A 23060-nucleotide genomic window follows, 5' to 3' on the forward strand; every position below is an offset into this window, starting at 1 on the left:
GCCATGCGACGGCAACACTCAACCGCCTGCGACCATCATGCTTTCAAGCAGGATCGAACCGGTCTGCTTGGTGCCCCGAATCAGCCTGTCGTTGCCGATCGCGACGATTTGTCGCAACATGTCCTTCATATTGCCGGCAATCGTGATTTCTTCGACCGGATACTGGATCACGCCGCGCTCGACCCAATAGCCGGACGCGCCACGCGAATAGTCGCCGGTCACGTAGTTGACGCCATCGCCCATCAGTTCGGTCACCAGCAGGCCGGTATCGAGTTTTTTCAGCATCGCCGTGAAGTTGTCGGTCGGCTTGGTCAGCGACGACGTCAGCGACAGATTGTGCGAGCCGCCGGCATTGCCGGTGGTTTTCATGCCGAGCTTGCGCGCCGAATAGCTGGACAGGAAATAGCCCTGCACCACGCCGTTCTTGACGACATCGCGCCGACTGGTGCGCACGCCCTCATCATCGAACGGCGACGAGCCGACGGCGCCAATCTGGTGCGGGTCCTCGACGATCTGGATGTGCGGCGCAAATACCGCCTGGCCGAGCGAATCAAGCAGGAAGGTCGACTTGCGATACAGCGCGCCGCCGGACACTGCCTGCACGAATGCGCCGAGCAAACCGGCCGCCAGCGGGGCCTCGAACAGCACCGGGCATTTGCGGGTGTCGAGCTTGCGCGCGTTCAGGCGCGCCAGCGCGCGCTCGGCGGCATAGCGTCCGACCGTTTCCGGCTTGGCCAGATGTTTCGGATTGCGCATCGACGAATACCAGTCGTCGCGCTGCATATTGCGGCCCTTGCCGGCAATCGGCGCGACCGACAGCGTATGCCGCGAATACGGATAACCGCCGATGAAGCCGCGCGTATTGGCGGCGACGAAATGCGATTGCTGCGCATACACGCCCGCACCCTCGCTATTGGTAATGCGCGGATCGACCGCAAACGCCGCGGCTTCGCAGCGCTGCGCCAGCTCGACCGCCTCGGCGGCCGAAATCAGCCAGGGATAGCACAGCTTCAGGTCCTTCGGATGCTTCTCCAGCATGTCCTCGTCGGCCAGACCGGCGCAATCGTCTTCCGCGGTAAAGCGCGCGATGTTATAGGCGGCCTCGACCGTCGCTCGCAACGCCTGGGGCGAAAAATCGGAGGTGCTGGCATTGCCGCGCTTTTGACCGATAAACACGGTCACGCCCATGCCCTTGTCCTTGTTTTGCTCGATCGTCTCGATTTTGCCCTTGCGCACCGACACGGACAAGCCGCTGCCTTCGGAGAATTCGACCGCCGCATCAGTGCCGCCGGTTTCTTTGGCAAAACGCAACACATCCTGCGCCAGTTGCCTTAATTGATCTTGACTATGGATAAATACGGTATCGCTCATGAGCTGGTTTTCTTCGGAATGCCTGTAAAACAGTTATCATAGCAGTCGTTTACAGTATAAGTATGGCTTACCGCCTCCTCCATCTCCATCATGCCAAATCCAAACCGCGGGGCCTGCGGATTCCAGTCGAGCGAATTCGAGCAGGAATACGATCGCCCTTCCAAGTCACAACTCAAGCGCGAAATGACCGCCCTGCAGAAACTGGGCGCAGAACTGATCGCCGAACCGCGCGAGCGCGTCAAGCGCGTGCCGATGCCGGAAGACGTGCGCGATGCGATTCTCGAATGCCAGCAGATCAAGGATCACGAAGGCCGTCGCCGCCAGTTGCAATACGTCGGCAAGAAAATGCGCTCGCTCGATCCGGAGGAACTCGCCGCAATCCAGCGCACCATCGACAGCTGGAAAGGCCAGTCCAAGGCCGAGACCGCCACCATGCATGCGATGGAACGGCGCCGCGAGAAACTGCTGACCGACGACACGGTACTGACCGAGTTGCTGGCCGAGCACCCGCAGCTCGATGCGCAACATTTGCGCACGCTGATCCGCAACGCCCGCAAGGAACAGGCCGAGCACAAGCCGCCCAAGGCCTACCGCGAGATTTTCCAGATCCTGAAGCAGCTGCAAGGGAAATCCGCAGTGGACTCCGACACCGATACAGATGCGATGGATGACAACGATGACGACAACGAAGCCGAACAGGAGTAATCCGGATCAGTTGCTGATCGGCTTGGTGTCGATCTCCGATCGCGCCGCCGGCGGCGTGTACCAGGATCAGGGCATCCCGGCTTTGCAGGAATGGTTGGCGGCCGCTGTCAGCAGCCCGTTCCTGATCGAAACCCGGCTGATTCCGGACGATCGCGCGCAGATCGAGCAAACCCTGATCGACCTGGTGGACGAGCTGCAGTGCGATCTGATACTGACCACTGGCGGCACCGGCCCGGCCCGGCGCGATGTGACACCGGAAGCGACGCTCGCGGTCGCGACCAAGGAAATGCCCGGTTTCGGCGAGCAGATGCGCCAGATCAGTTTGAAATTCGTGCCGACCGCGATTCTGTCGCGCCAGGTGACCGTCATCCGCGAAACGCCTGGTCACGCAGCGCTGATCATGAATCTGCCGGGACAGCCGAAATCGATCAAGGAAACACTGGAAGGCCTGAAGGATGCCGATGGCAAGACGTTGGTGTCGGGCATCTTTGCAGCGGTGCCGTATTGCATCGACCTGATCGGCGGCCCCTACATCGAAACCAATGATGCGGTGTGCGCGGCGTTCCGGCCGAAATCGGCCATCCGCAACAAGGCCTGAGCGCTTCACCAGCTTTGAAGTCGGACATATACTCCCAAGAGCGAACAACCTTTGCGCGCGCATTTCAATCGCAATGACCATATACTGCCACCAAACATGACTATCAGCACGCTTGATGCGATCGAAATTGAATCCTCCCCGAACCCTACGACCTCGGTGATCTGGCTCCATGGCCTGGGCGCCGATGGCAACGACTTCGTGCCGATCGTGCGCGAACTCGACCTGCGCGATTGCCCGCCGATTCGCTTCGTGTTCCCGCATGCGCCGACGATGCCGGTGACGATTAATGGCGGCTACGTGATGCGAGCCTGGTACGACATCCTGGGCACCGATCTGGTGCGGCGCGAAGACGAGTCCGGCCTGCGCAAATCGCAGGCTGCGGTCGAACAATTGATCACAAGGGAAAAAGCACGCGGCATCCCGGCCGAGCGGATCGTCCTCGCCGGCTTCTCGCAAGGCTGCGCGATGACCTTGCAGACCGGCTTGCGTTATCCCGAAAAACTGGCCGGCCTGCTATGCCTGTCGGGTTACCTGCCGCTCAATGAGGTGGTGGCGGCGGAACGTCACGCCGCCAATCAGCACACGCCCATCTTCATGGCGCACGGTCGTGGCGACCCGGTGATCCCGATCGACCGCGCAGAAAAATCGCGCGACATGCTGCAAGCCCACGGCTACGACGTCGAATGGCATGAATACATGATGCCGCATTCGGTATGTGCGGAAGAGATTGATGATATCGGGGTGTGGTTGCGGCGGGTGCTGGGGTAGTTTTGCCTTGGCTTGACCTGCCCACGCAAGGTGGACGGCGCAGTTCAGCGCTTCAGCGTGATCGCAGGCCGGCCCTAAATCCCGGCCTACACGAAAAATATACTCCAGCGTGTATTTTTTAAAGCCCAATGAAAGCATGGGCGATAGCACTATTTTAGCCCATACTCCTAAGAAAACACCTTAGCGCATAGCCTCAGCCGCGGCCTTGAACGTCACCAGATCAATCTGCACCGTTTCATCCCCGCCCGTCATCCAGATCTGCCCATCCTGAATCGTGCATTGCAGCTGCATGTTGCGTTGTGCCAGTTTTTGCAATGCCTGACTGGTTTCCGTCGGCAGGTTGAAGACGGTCAGGTTCTTGGCGCGTTCGAGTCGGCTACCGATCTGGTTCCACCAGATGCTGCTGTTGCTGGCGTAGCTATACACCACTACCTGTTCGGCGCGGCCGCAGGCTTTCAGCAGGCGCTTGTCGTCGGGTTGGCCGACTTCGATCCACAGCGCGATGGCGCCGGTTAAATCCTTTTGCCACAAGTCCGGTTCATCGGTGTCGAACAGACCTTTCGTAAAGCTCAGCGCCTCATGTGCGTGACGGGCGAAGGCCAGCACCCGCACCATCATGCGCTCATCGGTTTCGGACGGATGGCGGGCAATGGTCAGGTTTTGTGTTTCGTAAAAATTGCGGTCCATGTCTGCGATTTGCAGATCGGCTTTGTAGATTGTTGCCTTGAGTGCCATCGTGTCGGTTTTCTTTATTTCTGTTTGGTTCTATTTGATGCTTGCTGCCGTTATCTGGCGTTAGCCCAGTCGCGCGCTATTTGAATACCACCGTCTTATGCCCGTCGAGCAAGATCCGGTGCTCGACAAACCATTTGACCGCGCGCGCCAGCACCACGCATTCGACGTCGCGTCCGATCGCGGTCAGCGTATCGGGGTCCATCGCGTGATCGACGCGCTCGACATCCTGTTCGATGATCGGGCCCTCATCCAGCTCGCCGGTGACGAAATGCGCGGTGGCGCCGATCAGTTTGACGCCGCGATCGTGCGCCTGCAAATACGGCCTGGCGCCCTTGAAACTGGGCAGGAAGGAATGGTGAATATTGATCGCCCGCCCCTGCAGCGCCCGGCACAGCGTTGGCGACAGGACTTGCATGTAACGCGCCAGCACTACCAGTTCGATCTGCTGGGTGTCGATGATGTCGAGCAGGCGCTGTTCCTGTTCCTGCTTGGCTTGCGTCGACGCACCGGCCGCCAGCGGCAGATGGTGGAACGGGATGTTGTAGCTGGCGGCGAGCTGGTAGAAATCCATATGATTCGACACGATCGCCGGAATCTCGACCGGCAGCAGCCCGCTCTTGTAGCGGAACAGCAGGTCGTTCAGGCAATGGCCGATCTTCGACACCATCAGCAGCACGCGCGGTTTGCGGCGTGCATCGTGCAGCTGCGCGTTCATTCCCAGGCTGCTCGCGAGCTGCGCAAATTCGCTGCGCAGCGTGGCATCGGGCAGCGCCGGATTTTCCGACGCGAAGTGCACACGCATGAAAAACAGCCGTGAATCGGCATCACCGAACTGCGCAGAGTCGATGATATTGCAGTCGTGTTGCGCCAAAAAACCCGACACGCGATGGACGATGCCGCGTTGGTCCGGGCAGGACAAGGTAAGGATGTATTCGGGATGCATGCTGGACTCGGCGAAGTGCGGGGCGAAGTGATTGGAAGAGTAACGTCAATGCAAAGCGCACATTGTCGCATGGCTGCGGGGCGCCGCGCCGAAATGCAACGCCGCCGGTGTCGCGAGAAACCGGCGGCGTGCTGGGAAGTTGCGGCTCGACGGATGGTTGATCCGCCTTGAGATCGGCTTATTTGGCCGGAAATTTCATGCCGAGCTGGTCGAACAGGAAGCTGTACACGTCAGCTGTCTGGTTGATCCGGATCGATAGCGAGCTGCCGATACCGTGGCCGGCGTGGGAATTGATGCTGAGATACACCGGGCGGTCCGAACCGGTCGCCGCTTGCAAGCGCGCGATCATCTTGCGCGAATGCATGGGATTAACGCGGCCGTCGGTCTCGCCGGTCGCCATCAGGATCGCAGGATACCGGGCGCCATCGACCACGTGGTGATATGGCGAGTAGGCATACAGCGCCTTGAACTGATCGGGATTCTTGACGCTGCCGAATTCAGTCACGTTGAATGCGCCATTCGGATCGAGCTCGACGCGCAACATATCGTACAGGCCGACCTGCGACACCACGGCGCGGAACAGCCGCGGCTGCTGGGTCAGTACCGCCCCCATCAGCAGACCGCCGTTGCTGCCGCCGATGCTGGCCATGCGCGCGCGGCTGGTGTACTTCTGCTGCACCAGGTATTGCCCCGCGGCGATGAAGTCGTCGAACACGTTCTGCTTCCTGGTCAGCATCCCCTGCTGGTGCCATTCTTCGCCGAACTCGCCGCCGCCGCGCAGATTGACGCTGACGAACACACCGCCGCCATCGAGCCACAGGCGCGTGGCCGCGCCCAGGAAGTGCGGCGTTTGGCTCACGCCGTAGCCGCCGTAGCCGTTCAGCAGCAAGGGGTTGTTGCCGTCGAGCTTGACGCCTTTGCGACGCACGATATTGAGCGGAATCTTGGTGCCGTCCTTCGAGGTCGCAAATTCGCGCACCACCTCGGTATCGTCAAAATTGACGGGACTGGTCTGCACCAGTTTGGTCACCGCGCCCTTGCCGCTCTTTTCGTCGTAGCGCGCGAAATAAGACGGCTTCAGATAGGTGCCGATCGAATACACCAGCGCGCCATTGCCGAGTGCTTCGACTTCATTGACCGTTGCCACATCCGGCAGCGGCAACATGCCTTGCGGTTTGCCGTCATGGTCATAGATCGCGACGCGCGACGGACCGCCGACCAGTTCGTTCAGGTAAATCGCGCGCGGCGTCACCACGATCGCGGAGCTGCCCAGATTGCCGCCCGACTGCATCACCGCATCCGATTGCGCGACGATCGCCTGCGCATGCGCCAGTTGATAGTCGCCGCTCTTTAATTTCAGCAGCTTGCCACGCGGCGCGTCCTTGCGCGACACCAGGTACAGCGCATCGTCAGGACCAATCACGGTCGCCACCACCTGGTCCTCGAAGCGGGTCACCTGCCGGATAGCGCCGCCTTGCTGGATCACGTAATGCGCGAACTCGCCGCCGTCACCGTTGGCGACCGTCGCCAGCACCGCTGTCGAATTCGGATGGTTGTCGAGAAAGATCTCGGCCACTTTCGGGAAATCCTTGCCCAGCACATAGACATCCTGCTTTGGATCGTCGCCGATACGATGGTAGAAAACCTGCTGGTAAAAATGCTGGCGCTCGGCCGGCTGATCGGCGCCCGGATACTGGGTGTACCAGAAGCCGGAACCATCGGCCCGCCAGGCCAGGCTACCGCCGCCAGTCGGGTACTGCACGCGCGGGATCACGGCGTCGACCTGCTGGCCGCTCTTCACGTCAAAAATATGTACCGAGCCGTCTTCGCTGCCGTTGTCGGACAGCGACACCGCCACCAGCTCACCGGTAGGCGATGGCACGAACCAGTCGATCGCAGTCGTGCCCTGTGCGCTGATCTGGTTCGGATCGAGTACGATGCGCACCTTGGCCGGATCGAGGTCCTGGCCCATCACCGCGATCATCGGCTGCTGTTTCGGCGGCTGGTTATACATCGCAAACACCTGCTCGCCGGCGGTCTGCAAGCCGTAATAGGCGCTGGAACTGGCGGCCGCCTGTTGCATCAGCCACTTGAAAATCGGTGCGCGCGAAGGCAGGCGGTCGATATATTTACGGGTCCGCTGATCCTGCGCCAGACTCCATTGGTGCACCTTCGGATCGGCCGCATTCTCCAGCCAGCGATACGGATCGCTGGCGGTGATGCCGTGATACGTGTCGCTGACCGCGATGATGGGTGTGGGCGGTGCCGCCGGGGCGGACTTCAACTTGGTGGCAGTCGGCGCGCCCGCCTGTGCGGCGCCTGCGACCAGTGCGGCGGCGGCCACCTTGCCGACCAGTGCCAGCAATCCCAGCGGCGACGCGCCGCGCCCGAACCGGCCGGCCAGACGGTTTCTTGAACTCATACTGTGATCTTCCTGGTTATTGTAGAACTGTTGAAAGCAATGCAATGGTGAAGAACAGCCGAGTATATTCAGTTTCCTCTCAGTTTTTATTCGGAAATCTTACTCAAAAGCAAGAACATATTCCGGTGCCACGCGCACTCCCCATAAAAAAATCGCCGACGCCTGTTACCGGGCATCGGCGATTTGTCCATCCATAACAATACACCGGATGCGCCGCGCGGCGCGTCCGGTTATCCGAAACAGCAACAATGCAAGGCGGTGTTTATGCCTGCTTATGTCTGCTTATGCCGCCTGTGGTACCGACTGTGGCGTCGGTTGCGAGGACGGTTTTGCCGCTGACTTAGCCTGAGTACCGACCTGCACTTCGCCGGTCAGTTGGCCACCCTCCTCGATCACTACCTTGCCATAGCGGATCTTGCCGGACACCTTGCCAGTGGAATAGATCACCAGTTTTTCGCGTACCGTCAGGTCGCCTTCGAATTGGCCGCGGATTTCGGCGATATCGATCTCGGCCGAACCGATGAACGCGCCCTGTTCCGCAATCTGCATCACGCGCGAATCCATCGTCGCCTCGACTCGCCCCTCGACCACCAGCGTGTCGCAATCGGTGATCTCGACGCCCTTCAGCTTGATGTTCGGTCCGACGATCAGCTTGCTGCCCATTTCATTGGTGCTCGACACCGGCGCATTGGCGGGGCTGGTTTGGGTGCTGCCGGTTGGAGTAATCATGGGTTTCTGAATACCAGAGGGGCTATTGGAGGATGTATTGGCAGATGCAAAGGCGCTATTGCCGCCCAAAGGGGAATTAGTGGTCGGTGTACTGACCGGTTTTTTGCCAAAAAGTGTTTCGGATCGAAGCATAGGATCTCCTGATTGGTGCCCGGTACCTCGGCGCGCTCATGTATTGATCCACATGAAGGAACACGCCTGCAGTACTCGTTTTTACTTATTTCGACTAGCATCGTGTTACAAATATATGGAACACGATGCTGCATTTTGGTGCATGCAAAGCTGCTGCGCTCCTGTGAGCCGTGGTTTTCTGCAAGCTCATGGAGTTGGTCTACGACAAGTTCTCAAAGTTCAGATTTGTTACATTTCTTACATAATCATATAAAAAGCACGACCGTGCAAATTGCGCTATAGTGCCCTCCTTGCCATTACTCACCGGAGAAAGACATGACGACAAGCGTGCTGATCAATCAGCAATTTCAACTGGCCGCCCGCCCAGTCGGCATGCCAAAGCCGAGCGACTGGAACTTCATCTCCGCGCCAGTGCGCGAGCTGGCCGATGGCGAGATCCTGGTCAAAGCCCTGTACCTGTCGCTCGACCCCGCAATGCGCGGTTGGATGAATGAAGGCAAGTCCTATATCCGTCCGGTTGCGATCGGTGAAATCATGCGCGCCGGCGGTATCGGTCGCGTGATCGCATCGAAGTCACCCAAATTCGCCATCGGCGATATCGTGTCCGGCGGCATCGGCGTCCAGCAATACTGGGTCGGCGCCGCCGCCGACAAGACCGCGGGGTTCTACAAAGTCGATCCCAAAGCCGCGCCGCTGCCCAAATACCTGAACGCGCTCGGCATGCCCGGAATGACCGCCTACTTCGGCCTGCTCGAAGTCGGCCAGCCGAAAGCCGGCGAAACCGTCGTCGTGTCCGGCGCTGCCGGCGCGGTCGGCCAGAGCGTCGGCCAAGTCGCCAAACACAAGGGCTGCCGCGTGGTCGGCATTGCCGGCGGCAAGGAAAAAAGCGATTTCGTCGTCAACGAACTTGGCTTCGACGCCTGCATCGACTACAAGGCCGGCACACTGAAAGAAGGCCTGAAACAGCACTGCCCGGACGGCGTCGACATCTATTTCGACAACGTCGGCGGCGAAATCCTCGATACTGTCCTCACCAAGATCAACCTGAAAGCCCGCATCATCATCTGCGGCGCCATCTCGCAGTACAACAACACGACCCCGGTCAAGGGTCCGGCCAACTACCTGTCGTTACTGGTCAACCGCGCCCGGATGGAAGGCATCGTGGTATTCGACTACGCTGACCGCTACCATATCGGCGCAGCCGAAATAGTCAAGTGGATGCAGCAAGGCACTTTCAAGACACGGGAAGATATCGTCGAAGGTCTGGAGAATTTCCCGGATGCGTTATTGATGCTGTTCGAAGGAAAAAATTTCGGCAAGCTGGTGCTGAAGGTGGCCGACGAATAGTCTCCATTTCAAAGTCCTTGAAAAACCGCCATTCCGGTATGCTCTGGAATGGCGGTTTTTATTTGGACGACAAGTTTCTAGCCCGCTGGTTTTGCAGTTGCCGTTGCCGTTGCGCTTGAAGTTCCGCTTGAGACGCTGCCGTCTGTGCGCCAAGCAAAGCGGATCAGAAATGAAAAATGTCTGAGCGCAGCGAGTTGTTTTCATTTCCCGCTTTGCTTGGCGCACAGACGGGAACCCGAAGGGCAGCGTCTGCGCGGTCGCCTTTCTTTGCTTACTTTTCTTTGGCGAAGCAAAGAAAAGTGAGTGGCCGCCGGGCCACCCCCGGCCAGTGCCCACGAAGTGCAACCAGCCAACAATCAAAATCGATCGGCGCTTGATAAAATGTTGCGCTTGGCAACCCCACCGACCTTGTTGGAAACAACATGAAAATCATTTGCCGCGTAACTGTTATATCGATTGCCGTGGCCATCAGTCTCGCCGATGTGCCGGCGGCTTCATTCAATGCCAAAGCGCCGCCAAAAACGAAACTATGGGCGACATGAACACCCATTTTTCAGTCAAGATTGAACCCAAAGGCTGGGATTTTGAAGCTCAGGATTCTCTGTCCCTGCTCGAAGTGGCCCAATTTGCCGACATCACCTTACCCAGCTCCTGCCGCAATGGCACCTGCCGCACCTGCATGTGCCGCCTGATCAGCGGCCAAGTCAAATACGTCATCGAATGGCCCGGCCTCAGCGCCGAAGAAAAAGCCGACGGCTACATTCTGCCGTGCGTCGCCTATCCACAATCGGACGTCATCATCGATGTCCCCGGCGCAACACGACGCCGAAGTCCGACATGACTCGCCAATCCTGACTGCAAACTTGACCGACCGCCGATCACTACCGGCGCACGTTTGACGGACACTTTCTAGATGACGTCGCACTGATACGGTATATTCTAAGATGTTACCGAGATGTTACCGAGGTGGAGAAATTCGATGCATCGTGGCGTTATCTATGCGCTGGCGGCGGCCGTATTGTTCGGCGCCGGCACGCCGTTTTCGAAAACGCTGGTCGGCGAAATCGCCCCGGTTACGCTGGCCGGATTGTTGTACCTCGGCAGCGGCTTGGGCTTGCTGGCGTGGTTCATCGTACGCACCATGAAACCGAATGGCCAGCAGACCGACACTGCGCACCTTACCGCGCCGGATTTGCCGTGGCTGGCCGGCGCGATTGCCACAGGTGGTATCGCCGGCCCGGTGTTGCTGATGCTCGGACTGACGCTCACTCCGGCATCGTCCGCCTCGCTGTTGCTCAACATGGAGGGCGTGTTGACCGCCATGCTTGCATGGTTTGTGTTCAAGGAAAATTTCGACCGCCGCATTTTTGCCGGCATGGCGCTCATCGTGCTTGCCGGCGTGCTGTTGTCGTGGGAACAAATTCCGGTGCTCGGCATGCCATGGGGCGCCTTGGCCATCGTTGGCGCCTGCCTGTGCTGGGCCATCGACAACAACCTGACACGCAGGATCTCGGCCAGCGATGCAGTGCAGATCGCCGGCCTCAAGGGGCTAGTCGCGGGTTCGGTCAATCTGACGATCGCCCTGGCACTCGGTTTTTCGCTGCCGGAATTGCGTATGGTATTGGCAGCCGGCGTCATTGGTTTTTGCGGCTACGGCCTCAGTCTCGTGATGTTCGTACTGGCGCTTCAGCATCTCGGCACAGCGCGAACCGGCGCGTATTTCTCGGCTGCGCCTTTTGTCGGCGCAGCGATTTCATTGCTAATGCTGGGCGAAAATCCGGGCACCGTCTTTTGGGTCGCAGCAACGCTGATGGGCGCCGGCATCTGGCTGCACCTGACCGAAACGCACGAACATGAGCATCAGCATGAACCCATGTCTCACACCCATGCGCACAACCATGACGCGCATCACCATCACGAGCATGATTTCGAGTGGGATGACAAGGAGCCGCATGTGCACCCGCACCGCCACCAAGCGCTCAGGCATACGCATCCGCATTACCCGGATATACATCATCGCCATCCCCATAAGCATTGATCGTTTGCTATTGGCGCACAACAGTCTGTGAATGTCGGTTCGTGGGTAAGACCAACGCCAGCCGTTCGGCCCTTTTCGCTATTTTCCAGCTGGATGAAGGCTACGACAGTGAAATGGCTGCTTCGACTGCGAAGGGCCAGTTGGTTTGAGATGAGGATAAGAGGCTGCTTTGGAATGCGGATCAGCGGTGCGAATACGCACCTTTGAACCGCATTCACTACCACGCCCTCAGACTCGATCTGCGTGACCCTCATCACCTGCGCTGATGGGCGCAAGCGACGTCGTATTGCGAAACGCTGGCAATATTGACTGAATTCTGCGGTTGTTGTCCGGCATATACCGTTCCTGCCGTCCCGCTCGGATTGAAAGCCGATCCGGGCGCCGTAGCGGTATTGCCTGGTGTATTAGGAGCCGCCGCACTGCCGCAGCTCTGGTTTGGCTGCCCGGTAGTCGATGGACCGTGCACTGTCGGTTGTGCTACATGGGTCGTGACGACCGATGTCTGCCGCGCATGCATCGGCCGGTCGGGCGTGCCTGTGGCGGCCAGTGCAGTTGATCCGACCAGCAACAAACTGCCGATCGACGTGCAAGTCACAAGGGATTTCATGAACGCGCTCCTTTTTCATTAAAGGAATTGAACACCATGCATTGATTAGCGTAGTGGCGTTCGACATCCCGGAGCAAATCGGGGTTCCCCGACGGGGGATCAAAGGAAGCTCACTGTGCGGATGCACAAAATGTCCGCGAGGCGGCGACGTCACGGAGAAAAAACGAGCCAGATTTTCTCTTATATCCTATAATTTCAGTAATTCCTGAAAATTCAATAATTCCAGCAAAGAAACACAACAATATGGACACCCTCACCCCGCTCACCCAGCGCTTCATCCTGCACTTCGGCGAAATGGGCAGCCGCTGGGGCATCAACCGCACGGTCGGGCAAATTTACGCGTTGTTATATGTACTGAACAAGCCGCTCAATGCCGATGAAATCGCCGAGCACCTGTCGTTCTCGCGCTCGAACGTCAGCATGGGGCTCAAGGAATTGCAATCGTGGCGGCTGGTCAAGCTGTTGCACCAGCCGGGCGACCGGCGCGAATATTTTGAGCCGCCGAAGGATATCTGGGATATTTTCAAGACACTGCTGGAAGAGCGTCGCCGCCGTGAAGTTGAGCCGACGTTGTCGATGCTGCGCGACGCGCTGCTGGAAACTGCGACCACCGAGGTGGACCGCGTGGCGCAGCGACGGATGCGCGAAATGTACGACCTAATCGAATTGTCGAGCTCATGGTTTGACGATGTGCAACGTCTGTCGCCGGAAACCCTGACATCCTTGATGAAAATGGGGGCTACCGTCAAAAAATTGCTGGATGTGCGGGAGAAATTCCGTTTCGGCAAGGCTGCCGACGCGGGCGCGATGCCAGCCGCGACAAACAAGATCCCGCTGGACGATGCTGACAAACCGGAGTGAACGGATGGCCTCAATCCGGTTGCCACGCCATCTGCACTACCCGCATTTCACGCGACTACCGCTGGCGCTTGAAATCGCGCTGGCGCTGCTAATCAAGATCCTGATTCTGATCCTGTTGTGGCATGCGTTCTTCTCGACGCCGCAGACCAAAAAGATGCGGATGCCGACGCCGCAGGTCGAACAGCATTTGCTGACGCCGCCCGCCATCGCGGCAACGCCGAAGGCCGCAGCACCCATTTCCTCTTCCACTCCAAAGGCTCACGATGATACCCATCGATGAAGTTGTCAGTCTGTCGCGCCTGCAGTTCGCTGCCACCGCGATGTTTCACTTCCTGTTTGTGCCGCTCACGCTCGGTCTGGCGTGGATCCTGGTCATCATGGAGTCGGTCTATGTGATGACCGGGCGCGAAATCTATCGCGACATGACCAAGTTCTGGGGCAAGCTGTTCGGCATCAATTTTGCGATGGGGATCACCACCGGCATCACGCTGGAGTTCCAGTTCGGCACCAACTGGGCCTATTACTCGCATTACGTCGGTGATATCTTCGGTACGCCATTGGCGCTTGAGGGCATCATGGCCTTCTTCCTCGAGTCGACCTTCGTCGGCCTGTTTTTTTTCGGCTGGCAGCGGCTGTCGCGCGTGCAGCATCTGACAGTCACCTTCCTGGTCGCGCTCGGCTCCAGCCTGTCGGCAGTGTGGATTCTGATCGCGAACGGCTGGATGAACAATCCGGTCGGCGCCGAATTCAATTTTGAAACGATGCGCATGGAGCTGACCAGCATCCAGGACGTGATCTTCAATCCGGTGGCGCAGGTGAAATTTGTGCATACGGTCGCGGCCGGCTATGTGGCGGCGTCGATGTTCGTGCTCGGGATCTCTTCCTATTACTTGCTGAAGGCGCGCGACACCGCGTTTGCGCTGCGCTCGTTCGCGGTGGCGGCCGCCTTCGGACTGGCGTCGACGCTGTCGGTGATCGTGCTGGGCGACGAATCCGGCTACACCGCCGGCGAGGTGAACAAGGTCAAGCTGGCCGCGATCGAGGCCGAATGGGAAACCGAGCCGGCGCCGGCCGGCATCACCGTGGTCGGACTGCCGAACGAGGCCAAGCAGCGTACCGATTATGCGATCAAGATCCCGTATCTGTTGGGGCTGATCGGGACCCGTTCGACCGACAAGGAGATCACCGGCATCAAGGACCTGAAGAAGATGCATGAGGTCCGCATCCGCAACGGCATGTTGGCCTATGCGGCATTGCTGCGACTGAAATCGGGCGACAAGTCACCCGCGGCGCGCGCAGCGTTCGATCAACTCAAAGTCGATCTCGGCCATGGCCTGCTGCTGAAGAAATACGCGCCCAACGTGGTCGATGCAACGCCCGAGCAGATCGCGCTGGCAGTCAATGATAGCGTGCCGCAAATCTGGCCGATGTTCTGGGGCTTTCGGGTCATGGTCGGGCTGGGGCTGCTGTTTCTGTTCATCTTCAGCGCGGCATTCTATTTCCTGATCTGCAAAAAACTCGCGCAGCAACGCTGGCTGCTGAAGCTGGCGCTGTTTTCCATCCCGCTGCCGTGGGTCGCGATCGAGGTCGGCTGGGTGGTGGCGGAATACGGTCGCCAGCCGTGGACCATTGCGGGCGTGCTGCCAACCCATCTGTCGGCTTCCACTTTGCAGCCGTCGAGCCTGTATTTCAGCCTGGCCGGTTTCATGGGCTTTTACACGCTGCTGTTCGTGATCGAGATGATGCTGATGTTTAAATATGCGCGCCAAGGCCCAGCCAGCCTGCATACCGGCAAATATCACGGCGAGCTGCCGCAACCATCCGCCACCGCCATTGCAGGGGCTGGCGCTGCCATCCCGCCTGCCGCCGTTTAAGGATCCAGGAGCCGCGATGATCTTCGACTATGAAACCCTGAAAGTAATCTGGTGGTGCTTTGTCGGCGTGCTGCTGATCGGCTTCGCACTGACTGACGGCTTCGACTTCGGTGTCGGTACCTTGCTGCCATTTTTGGGCAAGAGCGACATCGAACGCCGCATCATCATCAATTCGATTGGCCCGACCTGGGAAGGCAACCAGACCTGGTTCATCACCGCCGGCGGCGCGATGTTCGCGGCATGGCCGCTGGTGTATGCAGCGGCGTTTTCCGGCTTTTACATCGCGTTGATGCTGGTGCTGTTCGCATTGTTTTTCCGGCCGGTCGGTTTCGACTATCGCGGCAAGATCGCCGATCCGCGCTGGCGCAGCGCCTGGGACTGGGGCCTGTTTGTCGGCGGTTTCGTGCCGCCCTTGATCTTCGGCGTCGCGTTCGGCAACCTGCTGCTGGGCGTACCCTTCCATTACGACAACACGATGCGGATGGAGTACACCGGCAATTTCTTCGGCTTACTCAATCCTTTCGGCCTGTTGGCTGGGGTAGTCAGCGTCGCGATGCTGGTGATGCATGGCGCCGCCTTCCTGCAAGTCAAAACGGAAGGCGTGCTGGCCGGGCGTGCGCGCAAGGCCGCGACCGGTGCCGCGCTGCTGCTAGTCGTCGCTTTCATTTTGGCCGGGCTGTGGGTCGCGATCGGCATCGACGGCTACCGCATCGTGACCATGCCCGATAGCAATTCGGCCTTCATGCCGGTCGCCAAGACGGTCGAGAGAGTCAGCGGCGCCTGGCTCGACAATTATCATCGCTGGCCACTGACCTGGGTGCTGCCGCTACTGGCCATCGGCGGCGCGCTGCTGTGCATATTGTTCAGCGCGCTGCAGCGTGCATTGGCCGCGTTTTTGGCCAGCGGCACGGCAGTTGCCGGCGTGATCCTGACCGCCGGCGTGTCAATGTTTCCATTCGTGATGCCGTCGTCGCTGGAGCCGAACAGCAGCCTGACCGCCTGGGACGCAGTTGCGAGCCATAAGAGTCTGGCGATCATGTTCTGGGTGGTGGTCGTGTTCTTGCCGATCATCATGCTGTATACCACCTGGGTTTATCGCGTGGTGCGCGGCAAGGTGACCGAGCAACATATCAATGAGAACGAGCATTCAAGCTATTAGGAGCAGCCATGTGGTATTTCAACTGGATTTTGGGAATCGGGCTGGCGCTGGCCTTCGGTATCATTAACGTGATGTGGCTGGAAGCCAACTACGCGTTCGGTGAACGCGACGAGGACAAGACGCGCGAAAGTTTTGAGACCGCGCGCGACGCCGGCCTGCGCGACGACCGGGAGCGCGGCAAGTAGGCCAAATGATGCGCTGAAATCGCAAAATTCGCGGGAGTATATGGCAAAACATGTAATAAGGTCCACGCATTTATTGCGCTATATTTTAATACACCGCCCAGTATATTTTTTCTGCAAAATCATCCCGCAGCACTTCAATACCACGAAAAAAACGCCTCAAATCATTCTGCGGCGTTTTTTGCGACGGTGCAGGCAATCGCCTGACTGACTTTTTTACTTGCTGCGGCTTTTGTATTCGCCGGTGCGGGTATCGATCTCGATCTTGTCGCCCTGTTCGACGAACAGTGAATCGTTTATTTGCGCCTTGGTGTGCTCCGGCATGGTTTCCGCTATTTGCGCCACGGCCCCTGCCAAATCGATTACCGCCAGCGTCAGATTGACAATCAGGTCGCGCTCATTAGTCATCTTTCATCGTTCAGTGTCATACGGCGGACGGCATGATTACATTACACTGTCGAATGCAAAGCCGCCGGGCAATAAAAAAGCGTCGATTACTGTTGAAATTTGAATCTTGAACCACCAAAAAATGCATCCGAAAGAGCATCAAACAACATCGCTGGCATTGTTTTGCAAAGTCGTTGATAACTATGGCGACATTGGGATTTGCTGGCGTTTGGCACGGCAACTGGAGCAGGAACATGGCATCGCCGTCACCTTGTGGGTGGACGATTTGCAGAGTTTTCAGCGGATTTGTCCAGAAGTCGCTATCGACCGCGAGGCACAACAGATCGGTACTGTGACGGTGCGCTATTGGCGCGATCAAAACGGCGTGTTTGCGGCCAGTGATGTGGCCGATATCGTGATTGAGTTTTTTGCCTGTGACATACCGCCTGCGTATATTGCGGCGATGGCAGAGCGTACACCTCATCCAGTGTGGCTGAATCTGGAAGGCCTTAGCGCGGAAGCATGGGTGGAGGGTTGCCATACATTATCGTCGCCTCATCCATCGCTGTCTTTGACAAAGTATTTTTTCTTTCCTGGCTTTACCAGCAAAACTGGCGGTCTGCTGCTCGAATCTGGATTGCAACAACAGCGCCAGACATTTCAACATGATCAAGCTGCAATGGCAGCTTTTCTCGGGCAATTTGGCGTCACGCCAGCAGAGATGGCATTCCTGAAGGTCTCCTTGTTTTGCTATCCGCAGGCACCGGTTTCGGCATTATTTCATGCATGGCAAAGCAGTGACACAGCGATTATCTGCCTGGTGCCAGAAGGTATTGCTGTCGATGCAGTGCAAGCATTTATAGGTGGTACAGGGCAAGCTGCGAAGGCGGGAGCAACAGCAACCCGCGATGCATTAACCGTGCGTGTGCTGCCCTTTATTCCCCAGCCTGACTACGACAAACTGTTATGGGCATGCGATCTCAATTTTGTGCGGGGAGAAGACTCCTTCGTCCGCGCACAGTGGGCGGGCAAACCTTTTATCTGGCATATCTACCCACAAGACAAAGACTTGCATCATCTTAAATTGAACGCATTTTTGCAGTGCTATGCAGCAAAAACAGAGAGCTTGATCGAATTCTCTTTAGGCTGGAATGCTGCCACGAAAACAGCAGTTGATTGGGCCGCGATATGGCCACTGCTTGAAGCCGATATGCAAAAAATTGCCATCATGTCCATGGATTGGCAGCGCCAGTTGTTGGCAAATGGCGACTTGGCATCCAATTTACTGAAGTTTGCCGAAACAGTTCGGTAAGGGATATTCAAAAATGGGTTAAAATATACGGCTAATTTTTAACGCATTTTAAAATTCAATCAAACGTTGGCTTGCGGTGCTTTTTGCCAGTAGGCTACAGATGATTTTTATGTAACCTACTTCTTTACGTATATTCGCTATGAAACCTGCAAAAGAAATTCGTGTTGGCAACATTATTATGGTCGACAGCAAGCCTATGATCATCTTGCGCTCTGATGTCAATGGCTCGAGCCGCACGGGCTTCACCTATAAGTGGAAGATGAAAAATCTTTTGACAAATAGTCCTCAGGAAAACGTTTTCCGTGGCGACGACAAGTTCGATGTGGTTGTTCTCGATAAAAAAGCTGTGACTTATTCTTATTTCGCTGATCCGCTGTATGTGTTCATGGACACCGACTACGAACAGTATGAAATTGAAGGCGAGAACCTGGGTGATGCGCTGAACTACCTGAAAGATGGCATGGAGTGCGAAGCTGTTTTTTACGACGGCAAAGCAATTTCCGTTGAACTGCCAACGACGATCGTTCGCCAAATTGTTTACTCGGAACCTGCAGTGAAGGGCAATACTTCGGGCAACGTATTGAAAGAAGCCAAGATTGAAAATGCAATCGAAGCGCATCGCCACACAGTTCAAGTGCCACTGTTTGTCAGCCAAGATGACATGATTGAAATTGATACGCGTACCAACGAATACAAAAAAATAGTACGCAACTAATTTCACCTGTGACTAAAAACGCTGCCGATTTTCCGCAGCGTTTTTTTTCGCCCATCTGCCGGAAAAACACCGGTTCCGGACCACGGCGCCAGGTGTCGAACATACCCCACTATCACCCCTACATCCGACTGAAACGTCAGGCGCCAGCAAACACCTATATCGCCATAGTTATCGGCGACGCTGCAGAACAGGGCGAGCGTTTGAGGACCGGCCATGGAATCCATTATTTCATTTCATCGGCCGCACAAACAAGAGTGGTATGTTGGGGCGAACTGCTTGTCGCGCCTTGCAGGTCACGGCCGGTATCGATACGCCGGCCTGATTGTGCCGGGAGCGTCGGAGATGGATGGCAAAAATCATTGGCATGTGCCGCTCTGAATAAGCAATACCGACCGATTTCGAGCACACATAAAAAAACGCCACGCAAAAGCGTGGCGTTTAGTATTGGCGTCCCCAACGAGATTCGAACTCGTGTACTCACCGTGAAAGGGTGATGTCCTAGGCCTCTAGACGATGGGGACAGAAACTGTCCGTGCTACAAGTACACGCAGGTACTGTTGATGCCTTGCATACCTTGTAAGCCGGAATAAAAAGCCCTGATTAAATCAATCAGGGCTTTATAAATCTGGCGTCCCCAACGAGATTCGAACTCGTGTACTCACCGTGAAAGGGTGATGTCCTAGGCCTCTAGACGATGGGGACATTGTTCTGTCCAAACTACTAGCCTACAGCGAACCTACAGATTTTCTGCTAAACCACGTTGAACTGCTGTGGTGCTGGTGGAGGTAAGCGGGATCGAACCGCTGACCTCTTGCATGCCATGCAAGCGCTCTCCCAGCTGAGCTATACCCCCCAGTGCAGAAGCGAAATTATAGCAAAGATTTTTGCTTCCTGTAAATGCGCTTTTTGAATTTATCCAAGATATTTTGCCAGGCGCGCCAAAACCGTATCGCGACCGAACAATTCCAGCACCGCGTCAATCGATGGTGTTTGCAATTGTCCGGTGATGATCAAACGCAGCGGCATCGCCATCTGCGGCATCTTCAGTTGGTGCGCGGCCAGCACTTCTTTCAGCATCGGCGTCAGTGCATCCTTCTTCCATTCGACCGACTGGCAGCGCTCGGCATAGTCGGCGAGCGCCGGCTTGATCGCATCCGTCAGATGCTGTGCCAGCAGTGTCGCGTCGGGTGCCGGTTGGCGGTAGAACAGCATCGCGGCGGCGGCCAGTTCATTGACGGTATTCGCACGCTCTTTCATCAGGCCAATGACCGCGGCCAGATCGGGGGCGCCGTCAAACTGCGCACCTTCTTTTTCCATCAGCGGCCGCGCCAATGCTGCCAGGCGGTTGTTATCTGCCTGTTTGATATAGTGGTTGTTGACCCAGGCCAGCTTTTCCGGATTGAACTGGGCTGGCGACTTCGACAGATGACCGAGGTCGAACCACGCGCAGAACTGCTCCATTGAAAACAGCTCGTCGTCACCGTGTCCCCAACCGAGACGGGCCAGATAATTGAGCATCGCCTCCGGCAAATATCCCTGGGCCGGATAGTCCATCACGCTGACCGCGCCGTGGCGCTTGGACAGTTTCTCGCCATCAGTGCCGAGTATCATCGGCAAGTGCCCATACAACGGCAATGGTGCGCCTAGTGCCTGCAGAATGTTGATCTGCCGCGGCGTGTTGTTGACGTGATCGTCGCCGCGGATCACGTGAGTGATGCGCATGTCCCAGTCATCGACCACGACGCAGAAGTTGTAAGTCGGCGTGCCGTCGGGTCGGGCAATCACCAGGTCGTCCAGCTCGCGATTGGCAATCGTAATGGTGCCTTTGACTACGTCGTCCCAGCTGACTTCGCCATCGAGCGGATTTTTGAAACGCACGACCGGCTTGCGGCCTTCAGGAATCGGCGGCAATACCTTGCCTGGCGCGGGGCGCCAGGTGCCGTCATAACGCGGCTTCTCGCCGGCGGCGCGCTGCTGCTCGCGCATCACTTCGACTTCTGCCGGCGAGGAATAACAGTGGTATGCGGTGCCGGCCGCCAGCATCTGGCCAATCACTTCGCGGTACCGATCCGTCCGCTGCATCTGGTAGAACGGTCCCTCGTCGTGATGCATGCCCAGCCATTGCATGCCATCGATGATCGCCTGCACCGCTGCCGGCGTCGACCGATCCAGATCGGTATCCTCGATTCGTAGAATAAAAGTGCCGCCGAAATGGCGGGCATAGGCCCAGGAAAACAGCGCGGTACGGGCGCCGCCAACATGAAGATAGCCGGTGGGACTTGGGGCAAAACGGGTGCGGACGGTCATGGCAAAGAAAAACAGCCTTGGATATCCAAAGCCGTTATAGATAAAAACGCCATTTTACCGCGTTGACTGCGTCGATGGCAGTGCGCGAATTAGGCGACCCGCAATCGGTCATCCAGCAACTGCGGCTCGAATACCAGTCTTTCCTTGCCGGTCAACAACAGAAAATGCTTGCCGGTACAGCGCGCCAGCAGCGACATGTTCAGCTTTTGGGCCACCGCATGTCCCATTTGCGTCGTGCCGGAGCGCGACAGCAGGAACGGAATACCCATCTGCGCACCCTTGATGACCATTTCCGACGTCAGGCGCCCGGTGGTATAGAACACCTTGTCTGCGCCGTCGATTTCGTCGAGCCACATTTTGCCGGCAATCGCATCGACCGCATTGTGACGACCCACATCCTCGACAAAATACAGCATCTCGCCATTAGCTGAAAACAGCGCACAGCCGTGCACCGAGCCGGCCTGCTTGTAGATTGACTGCTGGAGGCGAATCGTGTCGACGATGCGGTACAGGGTCGATTGCGTTAGCCGCGCAGCGTCCGGCAGCACGATGCTATCGACGTCGTCCATCAGCCCGCCGAATACCGAGCCCTGACCGCAACCGGTGGTGACGATGCGTCTGGAGGTACGCTCTTCGATCCGGTCGACGCCGTTGCGCGTGGTGACGGCGACCGATTCCACCTCCCAGTCCACCTGGATAGCGGCGATCTCATCGAGCGTCGCGACAAAGCGCTGATTGCGCAGATAACCCAAGGTCAGCGCTTCCGGCGCACCGCCGAGCGTCATCAACGTGACCAGCTCGCGCTTGTCGAGATAGACCGTCAACGGGCGTTCGGCTGGGATCGCGATAGTCGACAAGCGGCCGCGCTCGTCGATCGCCTCCACTTCGGTGGTAAGCGGTACCGCGCTTTTGCTGAGTTGCGGATGATAGCCCATGGCCGGAGATCAGCTCTTGACGATCACACCGCACGCGATACGCGCACCGGAATTGCCGGTCGGCTGCGTTTTGAAATCGTCCGGATCGCGATGCACGATCAAGCCACGGCCGACTATGCTGGCCGCTCCGGCGCTGACGGTAGGGCCGCTGACTTCAAATGTGGCGCTGGCACGACCGTTGGCATCGGCTTTCAGGCTGGGTAGATCGCCGGCATGATGTTCGGCCGTCGCGTATTGGCCGTGCGGCTTGGCGGACGGATTGAAATGGCCGCCGGCGCTGGTGCCGTCGGGCGCGCTGCAATCGCCCTTCTCGTGGATGTGGAAGCCGTGCTCGGCATCGGGTTTCAGACCGCTCACGTCGACGGTTACTGCCACCCTGTCACCTTGCTGACGGAAGCTTACGTTGCCCTCGGCCTGACTACCGCTGCGCGGCATCAATTGAGCGGTGGCGGATTCGCCGGCCGGTCCCATCGACGCACATCCCGCCAATACGCTCAAGACCGCTAAGCCAACAAGTTTGTTTTTCATTTGCAAATCTCTCAAATCGGTAATTTATCAGGGTTTCTTTGCAATCGATTGTGGCGCCGGCATTGCTGGCGCCGCTGTGCTAGTCACTGTGCTCACGGCGCTTGCAGACACATAGGGACCGGGATCGGCGCAGGGAGAAATACCTTCGGCAGCGCTGGCCGATTTGCCGGTCGCCTTCAAATAGCCAGCGGCGGTCTTGTCCTGGACCAGACACAGTTGGTACGCCGCGACCTTGTCGGACCAGGCAGATTTGGCTTTGGTTTCGGCGGCCTTGGCTTTGGCTTCATCGCTCGGCGGCGGCAGTTTTGCCGTAGCCTGCCCGATCGCCAACAAGCCGAGCAACAGGCCCGCCGGCAGACACGTCACAATCGCTGGAAATTTTTTCATCGGATCCTCACGCCGCAC

26 protein-coding genes and 3 tRNA genes are annotated in these 23060 nt (G+C 57.7%); 14 read left to right on the forward strand and 15 right to left on the reverse strand.

Annotated elements, in window-relative coordinates; all coding sequences use genetic code 11:
- Positions 1-18: 18 nt before the first annotated feature.
- Positions 19-1371, reverse strand: a complete 1353-nt coding sequence (gene pmbA / locus ACFOFO_RS17080; RefSeq protein WP_390325533.1) for a metalloprotease PmbA — start codon at positions 1369-1371, stop codon at positions 19-21.
- 90 nt (positions 1372-1461) lie between these two features.
- Here pmbA and yjgA point away from each other — a divergent pair, with 90 nt between their 5' ends.
- From yjgA to ACFOFO_RS17095, 3 genes are all read left to right on the forward strand, one after another.
- Complete coding sequence (gene yjgA, locus ACFOFO_RS17085) at positions 1462-2076, forward strand: ribosome biogenesis factor YjgA (protein ID WP_390325535.1); 615 nt, start codon at positions 1462-1464, stop codon at positions 2074-2076.
- Positions 2039-2674, forward strand: coding sequence for a molybdopterin adenylyltransferase (mog, locus tag ACFOFO_RS17090; protein ID WP_390325538.1), 636 nt, complete (start codon positions 2039-2041; stop codon positions 2672-2674). Before yjgA ends, mog begins: the two co-directional genes overlap by 38 nt.
- Before the next feature lie 96 nt (positions 2675-2770).
- Positions 2771-3442, forward strand: a complete 672-nt coding sequence (locus ACFOFO_RS17095; protein WP_390325541.1) for an alpha/beta hydrolase — start codon at positions 2771-2773, stop codon at positions 3440-3442.
- Between the two features lie 180 nt (positions 3443-3622).
- On the opposite strand, the gene ACFOFO_RS17100 is transcribed toward ACFOFO_RS17095, so the two are convergent.
- The 4 genes from ACFOFO_RS17100 to ACFOFO_RS17115 form a co-directional block, all read right to left on the reverse strand.
- Positions 3623-4177 (reverse strand): YaeQ family protein, encoded by a 555-nt coding sequence (locus ACFOFO_RS17100; RefSeq protein ID WP_390325543.1) that lies wholly within the window; start codon positions 4175-4177, stop codon positions 3623-3625.
- Positions 4178-4253: 76 nt separating this feature from the next.
- Positions 4254-5120: a formyltetrahydrofolate deformylase gene (gene purU, locus ACFOFO_RS17105; protein ID WP_390325546.1), complete on the reverse strand. Its 867-nt coding sequence runs from the start codon at positions 5118-5120 to the stop codon at positions 4254-4256.
- A 178-nt stretch (positions 5121-5298) separates the two neighbouring features.
- Positions 5299-7542, reverse strand: coding sequence for a prolyl oligopeptidase family serine peptidase (locus ACFOFO_RS17110; protein WP_390325548.1), 2244 nt, complete (start codon positions 7540-7542; stop codon positions 5299-5301).
- 282 nt (positions 7543-7824) lie between these two features.
- Positions 7825-8403, reverse strand: coding sequence for a bactofilin family protein (locus ACFOFO_RS17115; protein ID WP_390325549.1), 579 nt, complete (start codon positions 8401-8403; stop codon positions 7825-7827).
- A gap of 315 nt (positions 8404-8718) precedes the next feature.
- Here ACFOFO_RS17115 and ACFOFO_RS17120 point away from each other — a divergent pair, with 315 nt between their 5' ends.
- From ACFOFO_RS17120 to ACFOFO_RS17130, 3 genes are all read left to right on the forward strand, one after another.
- Entirely contained in the window at positions 8719-9750 is a 1032-nt protein-coding gene (locus ACFOFO_RS17120; protein WP_390325552.1) for an NADP-dependent oxidoreductase, read from the forward strand.
- Between the two features lie 529 nt (positions 9751-10279).
- Positions 10280-10591, forward strand: a complete 312-nt coding sequence (locus ACFOFO_RS17125; protein WP_390325554.1) for a 2Fe-2S iron-sulfur cluster-binding protein — start codon at positions 10280-10282, stop codon at positions 10589-10591.
- Between the two features lie 138 nt (positions 10592-10729).
- A complete protein-coding gene (locus ACFOFO_RS17130; RefSeq protein WP_390332138.1) occupies positions 10730-11788 on the forward strand; it encodes a DMT family transporter in 1059 nt (352 codons plus the stop codon).
- Between the two features lie 253 nt (positions 11789-12041).
- On the opposite strand, the gene ACFOFO_RS17135 is transcribed toward ACFOFO_RS17130, so the two are convergent.
- Positions 12042-12395: a hypothetical protein gene (locus ACFOFO_RS17135; protein ID WP_390325557.1), complete on the reverse strand. Its 354-nt coding sequence runs from the start codon at positions 12393-12395 to the stop codon at positions 12042-12044.
- A gap of 243 nt (positions 12396-12638) precedes the next feature.
- Between ACFOFO_RS17135 and ACFOFO_RS17140 the strand changes: the two genes are divergently transcribed.
- The 5 genes from ACFOFO_RS17140 to cydX are packed head-to-tail and all read left to right on the forward strand — an operon-like array spanning position 12639 to position 16474.
- The gene (locus ACFOFO_RS17140) at positions 12639-13256 is read left to right on the forward strand and encodes a GbsR/MarR family transcriptional regulator (RefSeq protein WP_390325559.1); all 618 of its coding nucleotides are present in this window, start codon (positions 12639-12641) and stop codon (positions 13254-13256) included.
- A 4-nt stretch (positions 13257-13260) separates the two neighbouring features.
- Positions 13261-13536 carry a cytochrome oxidase putative small subunit CydP gene (cydP, locus tag ACFOFO_RS17145; protein WP_390325560.1) on the forward strand — a complete coding sequence of 92 codons (276 nt, stop codon included), beginning with the start codon at positions 13261-13263 and terminating at the stop codon, positions 13534-13536.
- Positions 13520-15130, forward strand: coding sequence for a cytochrome ubiquinol oxidase subunit I (locus ACFOFO_RS17150; RefSeq protein ID WP_390325562.1), 1611 nt, complete (start codon positions 13520-13522; stop codon positions 15128-15130). The genes cydP and ACFOFO_RS17150 overlap by 17 nt, the downstream gene beginning before the upstream one ends.
- Positions 15131-15146: 16 nt before the next feature.
- Positions 15147-16289 (forward strand): cytochrome d ubiquinol oxidase subunit II, encoded by a 1143-nt coding sequence (gene cydB, locus ACFOFO_RS17155; RefSeq protein ID WP_390332140.1) that lies wholly within the window; start codon positions 15147-15149, stop codon positions 16287-16289.
- Between the two features lie 8 nt (positions 16290-16297).
- Positions 16298-16474, forward strand: a complete 177-nt coding sequence (gene cydX / locus ACFOFO_RS17160; RefSeq protein WP_390325564.1) for a cytochrome bd-I oxidase subunit CydX — start codon at positions 16298-16300, stop codon at positions 16472-16474.
- A gap of 213 nt (positions 16475-16687) precedes the next feature.
- Here the strand turns inward: cydX and ACFOFO_RS17165 are convergent, their stop codons facing one another.
- Positions 16688-16879 carry a hypothetical protein gene (locus ACFOFO_RS17165; RefSeq protein WP_390325565.1) on the reverse strand — a complete coding sequence of 64 codons (192 nt, stop codon included), beginning with the start codon at positions 16877-16879 and terminating at the stop codon, positions 16688-16690.
- 121 nt (positions 16880-17000) lie between these two features.
- Between ACFOFO_RS17165 and earP (ACFOFO_RS17170) the strand changes: the two genes are divergently transcribed.
- Complete coding sequence (gene earP / locus ACFOFO_RS17170; RefSeq protein ID WP_390328158.1) at positions 17001-18170, forward strand: elongation factor P maturation arginine rhamnosyltransferase EarP; 1170 nt, start codon at positions 17001-17003, stop codon at positions 18168-18170.
- 139 nt (positions 18171-18309) lie between these two features.
- Complete coding sequence (locus tag ACFOFO_RS17175) at positions 18310-18885, forward strand: elongation factor P (RefSeq protein WP_390325567.1); 576 nt, start codon at positions 18310-18312, stop codon at positions 18883-18885.
- A gap of 2 nt (positions 18886-18887) precedes the next feature.
- Here the strand turns inward: ACFOFO_RS17175 and earP (ACFOFO_RS17180) are convergent, their stop codons facing one another.
- Positions 18888-19109 carry an elongation factor P maturation arginine rhamnosyltransferase EarP gene (gene earP / locus ACFOFO_RS17180; RefSeq protein WP_390325568.1) on the reverse strand — a complete coding sequence of 74 codons (222 nt, stop codon included), beginning with the start codon at positions 19107-19109 and terminating at the stop codon, positions 18888-18890.
- Here earP (ACFOFO_RS17180) and ACFOFO_RS17185 point away from each other — a divergent pair.
- Positions 19099-19263, forward strand: a complete 165-nt coding sequence (locus ACFOFO_RS17185) for a hypothetical protein (protein ID WP_390325571.1) — start codon at positions 19099-19101, stop codon at positions 19261-19263. The genes earP (ACFOFO_RS17180) and ACFOFO_RS17185 overlap by 11 nt on opposite strands.
- A 67-nt stretch (positions 19264-19330) precedes the next feature.
- On the opposite strand, the gene ACFOFO_RS17190 is transcribed toward ACFOFO_RS17185, so the two are convergent.
- The 7 genes from ACFOFO_RS17190 to ACFOFO_RS17220 all read right to left on the reverse strand — a co-directional run bounded on the left by ACFOFO_RS17190 (position 19331) and on the right by ACFOFO_RS17220 (position 23042).
- A tRNA-Glu gene (locus ACFOFO_RS17190) sits at positions 19331-19406 on the reverse strand.
- A gap of 105 nt (positions 19407-19511) precedes the next feature.
- A tRNA-Glu gene (locus ACFOFO_RS17195) sits at positions 19512-19587 on the reverse strand.
- A gap of 75 nt (positions 19588-19662) precedes the next feature.
- A tRNA-Ala gene (locus ACFOFO_RS17200) sits at positions 19663-19738 on the reverse strand.
- Between the two features lie 59 nt (positions 19739-19797).
- The gene (gene gltX / locus ACFOFO_RS17205; RefSeq protein WP_390325573.1) at positions 19798-21192 is read right to left on the reverse strand and encodes a glutamate--tRNA ligase; all 1395 of its coding nucleotides are present in this window, start codon (positions 21190-21192) and stop codon (positions 19798-19800) included.
- A gap of 89 nt (positions 21193-21281) precedes the next feature.
- Positions 21282-22127, reverse strand: coding sequence for a formate dehydrogenase accessory sulfurtransferase FdhD (locus ACFOFO_RS17210; protein WP_390325575.1), 846 nt, complete (start codon positions 22125-22127; stop codon positions 21282-21284).
- 9 nt (positions 22128-22136) lie between these two features.
- A complete protein-coding gene (locus ACFOFO_RS17215) occupies positions 22137-22655 on the reverse strand; it encodes a superoxide dismutase family protein (protein WP_390325577.1) in 519 nt (172 codons plus the stop codon).
- 27 nt (positions 22656-22682) lie between these two features.
- Entirely contained in the window at positions 22683-23042 is a 360-nt protein-coding gene (locus ACFOFO_RS17220) for a hypothetical protein (RefSeq protein ID WP_390325579.1), read from the reverse strand.
- Positions 23043-23060 lie beyond the last annotated feature (18 nt).

Origin of the sequence: Pseudundibacterium arcticum (assembly GCF_042646465.1) — a bacterium.
GTDB lineage: Bacteria > Pseudomonadota > Gammaproteobacteria > Burkholderiales > Burkholderiaceae_D > Undibacterium_A > Undibacterium_A arcticum.

Coding starts and splice junctions, on each gene's coding strand:
- ACFOFO_RS17120 (WP_390325552.1), top strand. CDS start 8,719: ATGACGACAAGCGTGCTGATCAATCAGCAATTTCAACTGGCCGCCCGC.
- ACFOFO_RS17220 (WP_390325579.1), bottom strand. CDS start 23,042: ATGAAAAAATTTCCAGCGATTGTGACGTGTCTGCCGGCGGGCCTGTTG.
- cydB (WP_390332140.1), top strand. CDS start 15,147: ATGATCTTCGACTATGAAACCCTGAAAGTAATCTGGTGGTGCTTTGTC.
- ACFOFO_RS17215 (WP_390325577.1), bottom strand. CDS start 22,655: ATGAAAAACAAACTTGTTGGCTTAGCGGTCTTGAGCGTATTGGCGGGA.
- ACFOFO_RS17140 (WP_390325559.1), top strand. CDS start 12,639: ATGGACACCCTCACCCCGCTCACCCAGCGCTTCATCCTGCACTTCGGC.
- cydP (WP_390325560.1), top strand. CDS start 13,261: ATGGCCTCAATCCGGTTGCCACGCCATCTGCACTACCCGCATTTCACG.
- mog (WP_390325538.1), top strand. CDS start 2,039: ATGACAACGATGACGACAACGAAGCCGAACAGGAGTAATCCGGATCAG.
- ACFOFO_RS17095 (WP_390325541.1), top strand. CDS start 2,771: ATGACTATCAGCACGCTTGATGCGATCGAAATTGAATCCTCCCCGAAC.
- ACFOFO_RS17100 (WP_390325543.1), bottom strand. CDS start 4,177: ATGGCACTCAAGGCAACAATCTACAAAGCCGATCTGCAAATCGCAGAC.
- yjgA (WP_390325535.1), top strand. CDS start 1,462: ATGCCAAATCCAAACCGCGGGGCCTGCGGATTCCAGTCGAGCGAATTC.
- ACFOFO_RS17175 (WP_390325567.1), top strand. CDS start 18,310: ATGAAACCTGCAAAAGAAATTCGTGTTGGCAACATTATTATGGTCGAC.
- cydX (WP_390325564.1), top strand. CDS start 16,298: ATGTGGTATTTCAACTGGATTTTGGGAATCGGGCTGGCGCTGGCCTTC.
- ACFOFO_RS17150 (WP_390325562.1), top strand. CDS start 13,520: ATGATACCCATCGATGAAGTTGTCAGTCTGTCGCGCCTGCAGTTCGCT.
- ACFOFO_RS17135 (WP_390325557.1), bottom strand. CDS start 12,395: ATGAAATCCCTTGTGACTTGCACGTCGATCGGCAGTTTGTTGCTGGTC.
- ACFOFO_RS17165 (WP_390325565.1), bottom strand. CDS start 16,879: ATGACTAATGAGCGCGACCTGATTGTCAATCTGACGCTGGCGGTAATC.
- ACFOFO_RS17115 (WP_390325549.1), bottom strand. CDS start 8,403: ATGCTTCGATCCGAAACACTTTTTGGCAAAAAACCGGTCAGTACACCG.
- ACFOFO_RS17185 (WP_390325571.1), top strand. CDS start 19,099: ATGGAATCCATTATTTCATTTCATCGGCCGCACAAACAAGAGTGGTAT.
- ACFOFO_RS17110 (WP_390325548.1), bottom strand. CDS start 7,542: ATGAGTTCAAGAAACCGTCTGGCCGGCCGGTTCGGGCGCGGCGCGTCG.
- earP (WP_390328158.1), top strand. CDS start 17,001: ATGCATCCGAAAGAGCATCAAACAACATCGCTGGCATTGTTTTGCAAA.
- purU (WP_390325546.1), bottom strand. CDS start 5,120: ATGCATCCCGAATACATCCTTACCTTGTCCTGCCCGGACCAACGCGGC.
- ACFOFO_RS17130 (WP_390332138.1), top strand. CDS start 10,730: ATGCATCGTGGCGTTATCTATGCGCTGGCGGCGGCCGTATTGTTCGGC.
- earP (WP_390325568.1), bottom strand. CDS start 19,109: ATGGATTCCATGGCCGGTCCTCAAACGCTCGCCCTGTTCTGCAGCGTC.
- pmbA (WP_390325533.1), bottom strand. CDS start 1,371: ATGAGCGATACCGTATTTATCCATAGTCAAGATCAATTAAGGCAACTG.
- ACFOFO_RS17125 (WP_390325554.1), top strand. CDS start 10,280: ATGGGCGACATGAACACCCATTTTTCAGTCAAGATTGAACCCAAAGGC.
- ACFOFO_RS17210 (WP_390325575.1), bottom strand. CDS start 22,127: ATGGGCTATCATCCGCAACTCAGCAAAAGCGCGGTACCGCTTACCACC.
- gltX (WP_390325573.1), bottom strand. CDS start 21,192: ATGACCGTCCGCACCCGTTTTGCCCCAAGTCCCACCGGCTATCTTCAT.